This is a genomic window from Methylophaga sulfidovorans (assembly GCF_900114205.1).
Lineage (GTDB): Bacteria > Pseudomonadota > Gammaproteobacteria > Nitrosococcales > Methylophagaceae > Methylophaga > Methylophaga sulfidovorans.
This window is the reverse complement of the sequence record NZ_FOSH01000016.1, coordinates 1-13,740: the sequence shown is the minus strand read 5'-3', so window position 1 is coordinate 13,740 and position 13,740 is coordinate 1. Positions and strand designations below refer to the sequence as shown.

General features: G+C 41.7%; 13 protein-coding genes and 1 pseudogene. 5 read left to right on the top strand and 9 right to left on the bottom strand.

Annotated features, from left to right (window positions below):
- Positions 1-32: 32 nt before the first annotated feature.
- The 3 genes from BM232_RS12210 to BM232_RS12200 are packed head-to-tail and all read right to left on the bottom strand — an operon-like array spanning position 33 to position 2,167.
- The gene (locus BM232_RS12210; RefSeq protein ID WP_091715135.1) at positions 33-602 is read right to left on the bottom strand and encodes a YggT family protein; all 570 of its coding nucleotides are present in this window, start codon (positions 600-602) and stop codon (positions 33-35) included.
- Positions 595-1,428 carry a pyrroline-5-carboxylate reductase gene (proC, locus tag BM232_RS12205; RefSeq protein WP_091715133.1) on the bottom strand — a complete coding sequence of 278 codons (834 nt, stop codon included), beginning with the start codon at positions 1,426-1,428 and terminating at the stop codon, positions 595-597. The genes BM232_RS12210 and proC overlap by 8 nt, the downstream gene beginning before the upstream one ends.
- A gap of 49 nt (positions 1,429-1,477) precedes the next feature.
- Complete coding sequence (locus tag BM232_RS12200; RefSeq protein WP_091715130.1) at positions 1,478-2,167, bottom strand: YggS family pyridoxal phosphate-dependent enzyme; 690 nt, start codon at positions 2,165-2,167, stop codon at positions 1,478-1,480.
- Positions 2,168-2,257: 90 nt separating this feature from the next.
- Between BM232_RS12200 and BM232_RS12195 the strand changes: the two genes are divergently transcribed.
- The 3 genes from BM232_RS12195 (at position 2,258) to BM232_RS12185 (ending at position 5,447) form a co-directional block, all read left to right on the top strand.
- Complete coding sequence (locus tag BM232_RS12195) at positions 2,258-3,295, top strand: type IV pilus twitching motility protein PilT (RefSeq protein ID WP_091715127.1); 1,038 nt, start codon at positions 2,258-2,260, stop codon at positions 3,293-3,295.
- An 11-nt stretch (positions 3,296-3,306) separates the two neighbouring features.
- Positions 3,307-4,449: a PilT/PilU family type 4a pilus ATPase gene (locus tag BM232_RS12190; protein ID WP_091715125.1), complete on the top strand. Its 1,143-nt coding sequence runs from the start codon at positions 3,307-3,309 to the stop codon at positions 4,447-4,449.
- A gap of 161 nt (positions 4,450-4,610) precedes the next feature.
- Complete coding sequence (locus BM232_RS12185) at positions 4,611-5,447, top strand: OmpA family protein (RefSeq protein WP_091715123.1); 837 nt, start codon at positions 4,611-4,613, stop codon at positions 5,445-5,447.
- A gap of 599 nt (positions 5,448-6,046) precedes the next feature.
- Here the strand turns inward: BM232_RS12185 and BM232_RS12180 are convergent.
- Positions 6,047-7,819 carry a methanol/ethanol family PQQ-dependent dehydrogenase gene (locus tag BM232_RS12180; RefSeq protein WP_091715121.1) on the bottom strand — a complete coding sequence of 591 codons (1,773 nt, stop codon included), beginning with the start codon at positions 7,817-7,819 and terminating at the stop codon, positions 6,047-6,049.
- 504 nt (positions 7,820-8,323) lie between these two features.
- Here BM232_RS12180 and BM232_RS12175 point away from each other — a divergent pair.
- Positions 8,324-8,623, top strand: a complete 300-nt coding sequence (locus tag BM232_RS12175; protein WP_091715119.1) for a hypothetical protein — start codon at positions 8,324-8,326, stop codon at positions 8,621-8,623.
- Here the strand turns inward: BM232_RS12175 and BM232_RS12170 are convergent.
- From BM232_RS12170 to pstS, 5 genes are all read right to left on the bottom strand, one after another.
- Positions 8,620-9,339 carry a hypothetical protein gene (locus BM232_RS12170; protein ID WP_091715117.1) on the bottom strand — a complete coding sequence of 240 codons (720 nt, stop codon included), beginning with the start codon at positions 9,337-9,339 and terminating at the stop codon, positions 8,620-8,622. The genes BM232_RS12175 and BM232_RS12170 overlap by 4 nt on opposite strands.
- A gap of 14 nt (positions 9,340-9,353) precedes the next feature.
- Positions 9,354-10,181, bottom strand: coding sequence for a phosphate ABC transporter ATP-binding protein PstB (pstB, locus tag BM232_RS12165; RefSeq protein WP_091715116.1), 828 nt, complete (start codon positions 10,179-10,181; stop codon positions 9,354-9,356).
- A 14-nt stretch (positions 10,182-10,195) separates the two neighbouring features.
- The gene (pstA, locus tag BM232_RS12160) at positions 10,196-11,101 is read right to left on the bottom strand and encodes a phosphate ABC transporter permease PstA (protein ID WP_091715114.1); all 906 of its coding nucleotides are present in this window, start codon (positions 11,099-11,101) and stop codon (positions 10,196-10,198) included.
- Positions 11,098-12,075 carry a phosphate ABC transporter permease subunit PstC gene (gene pstC / locus BM232_RS12155; protein WP_091715113.1) on the bottom strand — a complete coding sequence of 326 codons (978 nt, stop codon included), beginning with the start codon at positions 12,073-12,075 and terminating at the stop codon, positions 11,098-11,100. Before pstC ends, pstA begins: the two co-directional genes overlap by 4 nt.
- A 123-nt stretch (positions 12,076-12,198) precedes the next feature.
- Positions 12,199-13,257 (bottom strand): phosphate ABC transporter substrate-binding protein PstS, encoded by a 1,059-nt coding sequence (pstS, locus tag BM232_RS12150; protein ID WP_091715111.1) that lies wholly within the window; start codon positions 13,255-13,257, stop codon positions 12,199-12,201.
- Between the two features lie 251 nt (positions 13,258-13,508).
- On the opposite strand from pstS, the pseudogene BM232_RS12145 reads away from it, so the two are divergent.
- Positions 13,509-13,740: pseudogene (locus tag BM232_RS12145) on the top strand (IS1595 family transposase); the annotation flags it as partial.

The window sequence follows — 13,740 nt, the reverse complement described above, 5'->3', positions numbered from 1 at the left end:
CTAATCAGACTGCCATTGTAGCGCAATCTCGATCATATATAGCGGCCTGCTAATAGCGGCATGACTAACATGGATAAAACTTGTAAACCTAACAGTACAAATAGCGGAGATAAGTCTATACCTGCGATAGGCGGAATGGTTCTTCTGACAGGTCGAAGTAAGGGGGCATTCATCTTACTGACTAATGGTGCGGCAGGATTATAGCTACCCGCGGGTGTAACCCAGCTTAATATCACTTCGATGATGATACTGAAGGTAAAAATATTGATGAATAACTGAAATAGTTCTGCCAGTAGTATGGTTAGCCATAAAACACCTTTAGGCAGAATGCCAGCAAGTAAACCTACGGCGATTATTTTTATCAGTGCCACACTGATGAGTAATACCAGTGTAGCTGTGTCCCAGCGACCGGCGGCAGGAATAAAGCGACGAAGAAATTTCACCGGTACTTGGGTGAGTTTGATAATAAACTGCACCATGGGGTTGTGATATTCCCAATGCGCCCACTGCATAATTAAACGCAGTGCCACAACGACCATATATAGATAGATAAGCGTATCAACGAGAAAAATCAGAGGATTGCTAATATAACTACTAGTCATAATCTTGTCCCAATTGTTCAGCCAGTTCATCGGCGCGTTGTGCTGCTGCAGTCAGTGCTTTATTAAATAGGCCGCGTAAGTCACCGTCTTCAAAAACATCCAGAGCACGCTCCGTGGTGCCGCCGGGCGATGTTACTCGTTGACGAAGTACACAGGCTGACTCATCACTTTCCAGCGCCATCTTAGCCGCTCCAAAGCCTGTTTCCAGCGCTAATAATCTTGCTGTCTCTTCAGGCAGACCTAACTCCATTCCAGCTGTTTGCAGCGCTTCCAGTACCAGGAAAAAATAGGCGGGGCCACTTCCAGATAAAGCTGTGACAGCGTCCATTTGTTTTTCATCACTAATCCATAAAGCAAGGCCGACTGCTCTTAACATGGATTCAGCCAGTTCATGTTGTTCAGTTGTTACATAATCGTTGGCACAGAGTGCTGTAGCCCCAGCTTGAACCAATGACGGTGTATTTGGCATAGCTCTGACGATCGCTGCACCTTCAAAGTCTAACCAGCGAGTAATATCATCCAGCCGAATTCCTGCCGCAATAGAAATGAGTAATTTATCCTGTTGCCAGGCTGGCGAAATTTGGCGAATGACTGATTGTAACTGCTGCGGTTTCACGGCCAGAATGACTACGTCCGCATCAGCAATAGCGGCGAGATTATCAGTAAAGGTTTTTACATTGTAACGTGAGGCTAAATTGTCCAGCGCTTCGGTATTAGCATCTGAAACATGAATATTTTCTGCAATAAACTGATTACTTATCAGGCCGCCTATCAAGCTACGTGCCATATTGCCGCCACCAATAAATGCGATTGTGCATTGCTTCATTTGTTCACCTTATATATCTATTATCGTCTGAGTATTTCGCACTTAAGGTCTAACGCTTATCACGTTGTCCAAATAATGCTGTCCCAATACGTACCATTGTACTGCCACAAGCGATGGCTGTAGACATATCTGAACTCATTCCCATAGATAAGGTATCCACTTGCGGATATTTCTGACGCAATTGCTGAAAGAGTTCATAGGCACGTGAGAAGCTGGCTTTTTCTTCTTCAACCGACTGTTTTGGGGCAGGAATAACCATTAGTCCGCGAAGACAAAGCTTATCCAGTGAGGCGATATAATCAGCTAATGTCAGTAAATTATCAGCGCTGGTTCCTGACTTGCTGTCTTCTTCGTCTATATTGATTTGTATACATACGTTGAGCGGTGCCAATGAATCTGGTCTGTGCTCATGCAGACGACGGGCAATTTTTTCTCTGTCGAGACTTTGAACCCAGTCAAAATGTCCGGCGATATCACGAGTTTTATTCGATTGGATAGGACCAATAAAATGCCACTCCAAGTTAAGATCAGCCAAAGCTTCAATTTTATCTAAAGCTTCCTGCAAATAATTTTCACCAAACTGACGTTGACCTAATGCTGCTACTTCACGTAATGCATCAGCAGGCCATGTTTTACTGACAGCCAGTAACTGAACAGTTTGTGGCTCACGTTGTGCCGCTGATACTGATGTCGATATTTCGTGATGAATTTGTTGGAAACGTTTTTTTACATCTGTCATGTTGCAAGCCTCATAAGGGCGCGATACCTTTATACACATTGCTTAAATTTTCAATTAACTAGACTACACCAAACCGCATAGGAATCGTTGATGGATATTACTGAATTGCTTGCGTTCAGCGCAAAAAACAATGCTTCGGATTTACATGTTTCGTCAGGCGAACCACCAATGATTCGTGTGGATGGTGATATCAAGCGCATCAATCTGCCGGCGATGGAACACAAAGATGTCCACGCGATGATTTATGACATCATGAATGATAAACAGCGTAAAGATTTTGAAGAATTTCTTGAAGCTGACTTTTCGTTTGAAGTGCCGGGGCTGGCGCGCTTTCGTGTTAATGCTTTTAATCAGAACCGTGGCGCTGCTGCTGTGTTCAGAACGATTCCATCGAAAGTACTGAGCCTTGAAGACCTTGGCGCTCCTGATATTTTTAAAACCATTGCTGATAATCATCGCGGTATTGTATTGGTCACAGGGCCAACTGGTTCGGGTAAATCCACTACGCTGGCAGGCATGATTAATTATCGAAATGAAAAAGATAACGAACATATTCTGACCATTGAAGACCCGATCGAATTTGTGCATCAAAGTAAAAAATGTTTGATCAACCAACGCGAAGTGCATCGTGATACGCATGGTTTTAGTGAGGCGCTTAGAAGTGCGCTACGTGAAGATCCGGACATTATTCTGGTGGGTGAGTTACGTGATCTGGAGACAATCAGATTGGCGTTGACGGCGGCAGAAACCGGCCATTTAGTGTTTGGTACTTTACATACTTCGTCTGCCGCAAAAACCATAGACAGGATCATTGACGTTTTCCCTGCAGCGGAAAAAGATATGGTGCGTTCTATGTTATCGGAATCATTACGTGCGGTTATTTCTCAAACATTGATGAAAAAAGTCGGTGGCGGTCGAATTGCGGCGCATGAAATCATGATTGGTACACCTGCCATCAGAAACTTGATTCGTGAAGATAAAGTACCGCAGATGTATTCTGCTATTCAGACTGGCGGCGCTATTGGAATGCAGACTTTAGATCAATGTTTGCAAGAGCTGGTAAAACGACAAAAAGTGACAAAACAAGAAGCATTACCACGTGCTGTTAATAAAGACTTATTCCGTTAGAGAGGTGTGATATGGAAATTGTCACTATATTAAAAGCGGCTGTGAAACATGAGGCTTCAGACGTATTTATCACTGCGGGTAGACCGGTGACATTGAAAGTGAATGGCCGAATGGCAACACTTTCTCAAGAGGCATTACACGATGATGAGGCCAGAGATTTAGTTTTGAGCACCATGTCCGATGCTCAGAAGAAAACATTTGAACGCGAAAAAGAGTGTAATTACGCGCTCGAGACAAAAGGGGCTGGCCGCTTTCGTATCAGTGCGCTCTACCAACGCAATAAAATTGCCATGGTGATGCGGCGTATAAAAGACGAGATTCCCACTATTGAAGAAATTCATGTGCCTCAAGTCATCAAAGAATTATCGATGACAAAACGTGGTTTAGTGATTTTTGTGGGGGCAACGGGTAGTGGTAAGTCAACCACATTGGCAGCAATGATTGGCTACCGAAATCAAAACAGTACCGGTCATATTCTTACCATTGAAGATCCTATTGAGTTTGATCATAAACATGCCGGATGTGTTGTCACACAAAGGGAAGTGGGAATAGATACCGACTCGTATGAAATTGCTTTACGCAACTCTTTACGTCAGGCGCCGGATGTGATCATGATTGGTGAGATACGTACCCGTGAGACCATGGATTATGGGGTGGCATTTGCCGAAACGGGTCACCTTTGTTTATCGACATTGCATGCCAATAACGCAAATCAGGCAATGGACAGGATTATCAACTTTTTCCCTGAAGAACGTCACCAACAGTTATTTTTGGATCTTTCATTGAATCTGAAAGCGGTTATTGCACAGCGACTAATCCCCAAAAAAGATGGATCGGGCAGGGCTGTTGCAGTTGAAGTACTGCTCAATACTCCGCTGATTGCTGATTTAATTGAGAAAGGTAAAGTTTATGAAATAAAAGAAGTGATGAAACGCTCCAAAGAACTTGGAATGCAGACGTTCGATCAGGCGGTATATGACTTATATAAATCAGGCGAAATTAGCTACGAAGAAGCCTTGCGTAATGCCGACTCTGCCAATGAAGTGCGTCTGATGATCAAGCTGGGTATGGAGTCTGGCGAGTTATCCAAAGACAGTGCTGTTTCCAGTTTGTCCTTACAGGCCGAACCTGAAGATGTGATGGGCCGTATGTGATTGTTGTTTTTTTGACACATTGTTCACATTGTGACTTATAAAATCTATTAGACGTCAGGCAAATAGTCGTTTAATATGTAGCGAAAGTACCACAAGCGGTATTGAGCAAATCAAATTTTGAAGACGTGTTCGTTTATTTTTCTACGGAAAAGGAAGGCAATATGAAATTAACAAAACTCCTGTCAGCAGCTTTTGCAATAGCATTGCTGGCTGGTTGTGCGGGTAACCCGAAAACAACTAACCAAAACATTATGTGTGCAGTTGGTGGTGCTTTAGCTGGTGGTGCAGCTGGTGCTGCTGTCGGTGATTCTGATGCTTCTGCTGGTGGTGCTGTAGTTGGTTCAATGTTGGCATTATTACTATGCCCTAACGGCGATGAAGAGGAAGAAGTTGTTGTTGTAGAAGAAACAGTTTGTGCTGTTGAAGCACCTGCTGGCGCTTTAGTTGATCAAAATGGTTGTCCTTACGATACTGACCAAGATGGCGTTTATGACGGTATCGATATGTGCCAACAAACTCCTCCTGGTGTGACTGTTGACCGTGTAGGTTGTGCGTTAGACTCTGATGGTGATGCTGTGCCTGATTACAAAGATCTGTGCCCTAACACACCTAAAGGCGTTATCGTTGACCAAGATGGTTGCCCATTAGCTGGTGAAAAAGTACTGTCACTTGAAGGTGTTAACTTTGCGTTTGATAAAGCAACTTTGACTGATGATGCAAAACAAATTTTAGAACAAGCAGTTTCTGTTCTGAAAGATACTGACAGTGTTGTTGAAGTACGTGTTGAAGGTCACACTGATAGCATCGGTACTGAAGCTTATAACAAAAAACTGTCACAAGAACGTGCACAGTCAGTGGTTGACTACTTAGTTTCACGTGGCATCAACGGTAGCTACCTGATTCCAGTTGGTATGGGTGAAAAATTCCCAGTCGCTACTAACGATACAGCAGCTGGAAGAGCGAAAAACCGTCGTGTTGATTTCGTTGTAAACGAATAAAACAAGACAACATCTATTGATGTAAAAAGGCCCTGCTTGCAGGGCCTTTTTTTTTGACCTTAATAGGGAATGTATAAAGATTAACTTCTTATAGGAAATAGCTTAGAACCTGATATCGACCGTAAGATGTTCAAGGTTCCTATTTGATGCTAGTAAGAGGGTATGAGCTCTGAATGATCAGACGTAAAGTTCTATTGTGACAGGAAGCATGAGCAACTCTTATTTTTATAGACTGAGAGAGATACTTCAAAAGCTGGAATGGCTAAGTCTTATTGTTTATATGGGATAAGAATGGACTTTATCTGGGATATAAAAGGAGTTTTTCCTATACAGTCATAAGTCTTATTTATCTATTATTGAATCAAGCTTTACGGCTTTCATTGGTTTTCCCTTCGCCCTTTCAGTTTTTCTGATGAGGGCTTTTTTTTGCCTTAAGAAAACTAACTGAATAAAGACTATAGCTCGTTGAGGACGATATTAAATGCAATCTGTTTATTTGCTCGTACAAGAAAATAAACAGAGTCCCATAAAAAAACTCCGGTGATATTTCTATCACCGGAGTCTTATGCACTGTGTCAGTCTATACTATTAAGTTGATCTTATAGGCTGAATACGCTCAGAACGCCACCTAAAGAAGTCCAGCTTGATAGTGATTTATAGGCACCTACAGCACCTAAGCCATCGGTATCCTTTTCAAGGTTATTGGTCATACCGATACCTGCCCAGCCACCAATACCTGACAATACAGCGATGTACTGCTTGCCATCATGTTTGTAAGTATTTACGTTACCTACAATGCCTGATGGGGTTTTGAAACGCCATAATTCACGGCCAGTTTGAGCATCTACAGCTTTTAAATAACCTTCCAATGTGCCATAGAAAACAACATCACCCGCTGTTGCCAAAGCGCCAGACCATACTGAGAATCTTTCTTTATCTGACCAGACGATCTTACCTTCGCGTGCATCCCAGGCAATAAAGTTACCCATATTGTCTTTTTCAGCAGGGAACATATTTACTTCAGCACCAACATAAGGCTGACCAGCTAAATATTCCACCTGGAAGGGTTCCAGATCCATACAGATATGGTTAGTTGGTACATAGAACAAGCCAGTTTTTGGTGAGTATGCTGCAGGTTGTTGATCCTTAGCACCATGTGCTGCCGGACAGATTCCAGTCGTGCTTGTATCTTCACCATTATATTCAGGAGAGTACTGTTTATTACGGTCGGGTAAGCCTGTTTTCAGATTAACGCTATTCGCCCAGTTAACCGAAGGATCAAACTTGTTGGCGACTAATAATTCACCTGATGCACGATCCATGGTGTAGCCAAAACCATTACGGTCAAAATGCACTGCTGTTTTGCGCATTTTGCCTTTGACTTTTTGATCGGCAAGAATGACTTCGTTGACACCATCGTAATCCCATTCATCGTGTGGCGTCATCTGGTAAACCCATTTCGCCATACCCGTATCTAAATCACGGGCAAACAATGACATAGTCCATTTGTTGTCACCAGGACGTTGTAATGGATTCCATGTTGATGGGTTACCTGTGCCGTAGTAGAACAGGTTTAGGTCAGGATCATAGGAATACCAACCCCATGTGGTGCCACCACCGATTTTCCACTGATCACCTTGCCAGGTTTTTAATGATGAATCTTTACCGATGGGTTTCAGCATTGAGGTTGTTTTTTCAGGATCCACTAACATTTCTGCATCAGGACCTGTGCTGTAGGCTTTATATAAAGACTTACCATTTAAATCATAAGTCTGAACATAACCACGAACACCAAACTCACCACCTGAGATACCGACAACGATTTTGTCTTTAAATACATGAGCAACACCGGTGTTAGTTGCACCTACTTTAGGATCATCGCGTTTATCAGACCAAACTTCTGCGCCGGTTTTAGCATCAAGTGCTACCAACGTGGTATCTGCCTGATTTAGGAAGATTTTGCCATCACCATAAGCTAAACCACGATTGATTACGTCACAACACATAACGGGCACGGTGTCATCATAGTTTTGTTTTGGTTCATATTTCCATTTAATCGCACCGTCATTGTTTAAGTCTAATGCATAAACAATGTTTGGAAATGGCGTATGAATGTATAAGGTATCGCCAATAACGAGTGAATTACCTTCATGACCTCTTAATACACCTGTTGAAAATGACCAGGCCATATTCAGATCTTTAACGTTCTCTTTGTTGATATCTGTTAATTCACTATAACGATGGTTAGCATAGTTACCTGCTGACATAACCCACTCATTAGGGTCTTTTTGCATAGAAAGCAATTCATCTGCATAACTTGTAATAGGTAGAGCCACTGACATCAGTGCCAGAGATAATGTTGTTTTTTTCATAAAAAATTTCCCTTCAAACTTAAGATAGAGGAGTGGCGGAAGCTGAGGTCGCCACTCCTGTACCAAACGCTGACGTATAAAAAAACACAGGACTTTTCTATAAGTCATCATTTACCAAACACAAAATCATATTTGATAATCCCCGAGGGGTTGGGAAAGACTAACAGTCAAAAAAAGGAATTAATTGCACTTGTTTCCAGAAATATAGGCTGTTTGGAATCTCAGACAAGTGGACGTTTTTTTACAAAGTTGATTTTCATGTATTCAATCGGTTGAACTTTAATCATCGCTAAGTGTTTGTTTAGGCGATGGTGTGGCTATAAATGACAATTGGCTGGAGGGAGATAATTAGCCTGATTTTATTCAGATTTAATCATGTATATTTCGATATAATATGCACATTAAAAGGGCTGATTTTTTGATGTTCAGTCTGCTTGCTCAGAATGAGCCTGCTAATGCGACCTCTGTCTTATTTGAATCATTCAAGAAATAAAAGCCGCTAATATGAGTAAAAAAAATTCTCAAGATATGATTGTTGAGTTTACCCCTCTGGAAAAGATTGAGGCGCTCTATACAGAGTTACTTGAGTGGTATGGCGAGGCAGATAGTAAAGAACTCAGAGTTGCAGCCAAGCTTCTGCTGGTGGCTTTAGAGAAGTTTTCTATACATGGTGGCAACAATTGGCATGAATTGGTGACCGAGTACATCGATATTCTTCGTAAAGATCCCAAGAAATTTCAAAAGATTATCGAGGCAAACCGCGGTGAATTAAAAGAGAAAAAATCCAACACGCATTATCACTAACTAGTTTGCAAAAAAGATTGTCTTTTTTGCTCATCCTTTAGCAGTTTGGCAAATTTACGAGTTTGTTTTGGCAGATAAATAAAATCGTCAACTAATGATTTCTTACGACGTTTTTTGGTCAGCTCGGCAGGTTCAAAAAAATGTCTGGCGTTATCGTAAGATAATACAAACGGTTGATATCCTTCACTCATTAGCAGATAACTCATAATTAACGAGCCTGTGCGGTGGTTACCCTCCAGAAATAGCTGAGGCTGACTCAATATATTGGTAAATAATCCAGCTGTACGCTTCCATATATTGGTATTTTGGTTTAATGCTAACCAGTCCATGAGCTGGCCGATACCGCCATTACGTGCAGCATAGAAGTGGGCTTTTGTTGCCTCAAACTGATGCTGAGACTCTTCTTTGGATATGGAGGATGTATGGTAGAGGACAATGTGGTTCAACTCTAACAATAAGTGTGAGTTACCCATAGCGAAAAGTTCTATACCGTTAGCCAGATAAAAATCAATCTTGGCATATCCAGCAATCAGATTTTCAATCACTTCATTTGACGGTGGAGTTCTTTTTACCGTCAGTGTTTTATTAATTTGGTCGAAATTTTTCTGTGTATTCAACAAGCGCGATCTGACAGCGCCAATATCCAGTCGAGCGATATCGCTGGTCAGATCGTGTTGAGTCGTATTGTGAACGGCATTAAGTGATGATGACCCCATAATAATGGTTTAGATTAACTAAACTCACCTCGCACATATTGTTTAGTTAACAACTGTTGAGGATCTTCAAAGATCTTCTTAGTTTCATCCATTTCTACCAAATAACCTGTACGGCCGCCCTGTGAAATATCGACACCTAAGAAGGCCGTCGTATCAGCCACGCGAGTTGCCTGCTGCATATTGTGGGTGACCAACGCCACACTGTAATGCTGCTTTAATTCGACCATCAGCTCTTCAATCTGACGGGTGGCAATCGGATCTAAAGCTGAACATGGTTCATCCATTAATAACACATCAGGTTCTGTGGCAATGGCTCTAGCGATACACAAACGCTGTTGCTGACCACCAGATAAGGATAAGCCACTGTTTTTCAGTTTATCTTTCACATCATTCCAGATAGCCGCACGTTTAAGTGCTTTGACTACCATCTCTTCTTCATCGCCTTTATAGCCATTTAATCTCAGACCAAATGCAACATTATCGTAAATGCTCATAGAGAAGGGATTAGGAAGCTGGAAGACCATACCGATATAACGTCTAACGATAACGGCATCGACTTTTTTACTGTAAATATCATGTTTGTGATATTGAATATGACCTTCAAAGCGGAATGAGTCGATTAGATCATTCATACGATTCATACTGCGTAGAACTGTACTCTTACCGCAACCGGATGGACCAATAAAGCCAGTGACTTTATTTTTCTCAATAGGAATAGTGGTGTCTCTAACCGCTCTGAAATCACCGTAAAAAATGTTTTTTACATGACAATCTAAAACAACAGGGCCTTTTGGTTCGTACTTTTTAGCAATAAATTCGCCGGTATCGGTTTGCATGTTCATAGATTTTCCTTCCGTTATTCTTTAAATTTCGATCTGCCGACAACGCGGGCCAGAATATTGAAAAACAGCACAAGTAATACAAGTACCAGTGAGGCCGCCCAAGCTAATTCAAGCTGATTCTCAAATGGCATGCCAGAAAAGTTGTAAATCAGTATGGATAAAGAGGCTGTAGGTTCAGCTAGTTCACCCATGTAGTAATTACTAAATAAGGCAGTAAACAGTAATGGTGCGGATTCACCTGCAGCACCTGCTACAGCCAATATCACACCTGTCAGAATGCCGGGTAATGCCGTTGGCAAAACGACTTTTAGTATGACTTGAGTACGTGTGCAGCCCATACCAAATGCAGCATCTTTCATTTTTTGTGGTACTTGTTTCATCGCTTCTTCAGCGGCTAGGGTCACCGTCGGTAACATTAATACTGCTAAAGCTACACCACCTGCCCAGGCAGAATAAGTACCTGTTGTGATAACGATAACGGCATAGACAAAAACACCTGCCAAGATTGAAGGGAAGCCCGTTAAGACTTTTGCTAAAAAGCGGGACACTGTCGCTATTTTGCTCGAAGGGTTAAGAATGGATAAATGCAATGCCGCCATAATGCCAATGGGAATACTGATGGCAGAAGCAATACCTACCATGGTTAGTGTGCCGACTATCGCATTACCAAAACCACCACCCATTTCAAAACCAGCCGGTGGCAGGGCAGTAATCGCTTCCACATCGAGTCTGGCTCCACCCTGAACTATCAGCATATAAATAACTGAAAATAGTGGGATACTGGCAAGTACAGCTAATACCCAGACCATCGAGGTCAGGAAATAATTTTTCAGGGCCCTGACTTCAAGAAGATTTTTTTCCAGTGCTGGTAATTCAATTCTTGGAGGTAATACTGGCTCTTCCATTTGTAATTGACTCATTTTTTACCCTCAAACTTACGCATGGTGTATTGCTGAACGGCAAGACCGGCCACATTCACGATAAAAGTGATCAGTAGTAAGACTAATGCCGCATACATCAACGCCTGGATTTCAATTTGACCGGCTTCAGGAAAGGTTGATGCCAGAAGCGATGCTAATGTATTTGCTGGTGCAAATAGCGACACACTGATGTTATTAACGTTACCAATCAACATGGCGAGAGCCATGGTTTCACCTAAAGCACGTCCAAAGCCAAGTACTAAGCCAGCCAGAATGCCGGAAGAGGCAGTAGGTAACATCACTTTTAGGATCACTTCCCATTTTGTAGCACCCATGCCATAAGCCGCTTCTTTTACCTTGTATGGGATACGACGGAAGGCGTCGGCAGAAATAGCGGCAACCGTTGGCAAAATCATAATCGCTAATACCAAGGCGGCGGGTGCAAGTCCTGGTCCGCTAAGATCGGTGCCAAATAGAGGAAACCAACCTAAAGTGTCATGTAACCACTGTGCGCCTGGTCTTATTAACGGGATAAGCACATAGATACCCCATAAACCGTAAACAACAGAAGGAATAGCTGCTAATAATTCGATTACTGTTCTAAAAATCATTTCGAATTTAGCGTGAACAAAGCCCTGAGTTAAGAAAATAGCAATCGCCACACCTAAAAAGCCACCAAGGAGCAATGCTAAAAAGGAGCTATATAACGTACCCCAGATTTCAGGTAATACACCAAAGACACCCTCGTTGGTATCCCAGGTCGTGCCGGTAATAAAACCAAGACCGTGTGTTTTAATGGCAGGTAATGCCTGTGAGCCTAATTCAAAAACAATATAGGCGACTAAAAGAACAATGGATAAGGCGCAAAAATAAGCAAAAGATCGAAATACAGTGTCTTTTAAATAATCAGTGGCTGATGGTGGAGCAGAAAGTGTTTTATCACTACTTGCCTCTTTAAATGGATTGTAAACCATGTGCGTTCCTATCAATTATTCATTCGTATTTGAAACATGTTTTATGCTGTCTCTAAAACAGAGAAAATGCTGCAAGGTCAAAATGTCCTTGCAGCATTTTTATCTGAGTCTTCAACTGCGTGATTACTGAATCATTTTTGCAGCGTTGCGAACTTTCTCAACAACGTTTTCTGGTAATGGGATATAGCCCATTGATTCAGATGATTTTTGACCTGTTGTGACCATGTATTCGATCAAGTCACGTAGTGCTTTAGCCTTAGCGTCATCTTGTTCTTTGTATACAAGTAACCAAGTAAATGATGCGATAGGGTAGGCATCTTCACCCGCTGGATCAGTTGCCCATGCACGTAGGTCTGGAACATCAGAACCAGGCAAGTTACCAGTTGGGAATGATGTTGTTGCTAATGCTGCAGCACCAGACTCACCACCTGCAGGCATAAACTTACCAGCTTGGTTTTGTAATAATGCTGTTGGTGATTTAGTCAGTTTGGCGAAGCCATATTCGATATAACCAATCGCACCAGGTGTTTGTTTGATAGTAGCGGTAACACCATCATTTTTAGGTGCTTTAACAATGGTGCCAGTACTTGGCCAGTTTGGAGATTTTGCAGCACCAACACTGTTTTTAAATTCAGGGTTGATAGCCGCTAAATGATTTGTAAAGACATAGCTGGTACCACTTGAGTCAGAACGAACAACAACTGTAATTGTTTCATCAGGCAGTTTTACACCAGGGTTAGCTGCTTGAATTTTTGGATCGTTCCATTTTGTGATTTTGCCCATGAAGATTTCAGGATAAACATCACGTGGAAGCTTCAGTTCTTTGACGCCGTCTAAATTGTATGAAAGAACCACTTCACCGGCTGTCATAGGCAATAAAATAACGCCATTTTTCACTTGTTCAATTTCACTATCTTTCATCGCCGCATCACTAGCAGCAAAATCAACAGTTTCATTAATAAAATCCTGAATACCTGCGCCGCTACCTTTTGATTGATAGTCGATACGTACACCATCAGTTTGTTTGCTGTAGTCCTTGAACCATTTGTTATAAAGTGGTGCAGGGAAGCTGGCACCAGAACCGTTTAATTTCAGTTCGGCGTGCGCGACAGTTGATGACATAGCGCCAACAAGTGCAGTAATAAGAAAGACTGACTTTGCATTTTTTGCAAATAGTTTCATAGAAACTCCTGACTAGTTAATTGAGCAATAAAAATCTTTAACTCGAACAGAGTAGCGACCTTAAGTTAAAGATTTATGACAAAAGTAAATTTAGTCAGAATTTTTTATACTGAGATAAAGGTGTTTTGAGTAATTGTTAATAAAATCAATTGTGTAAATATTGTTTTGGGTGTTGAGAATTTATAAGTTTCAGTTTTTATAATTTTTCTTGGGGCTGATCCAGATAATACTTAAAAAGGTATTATCTGAGCATGAGAAAAAGCCGATTGAGCTGGTACAAGCAACAGCGATTAATTGAGTTATTTGTAGGGGGAGTAACAGCCCGCACCGCAGCATCTTTAGTTGGTGTGAATGTGAAAACAGCCATTGGCTATTTTCAACGTTTAAGGACGTTGATTTATGAGCATAGTGAACACCTTGAATTATTAGAAGGTGAGATCGAAGCTGATGAAAGTTATTTCGGTGGCAGTCGCAAAGGTAAGC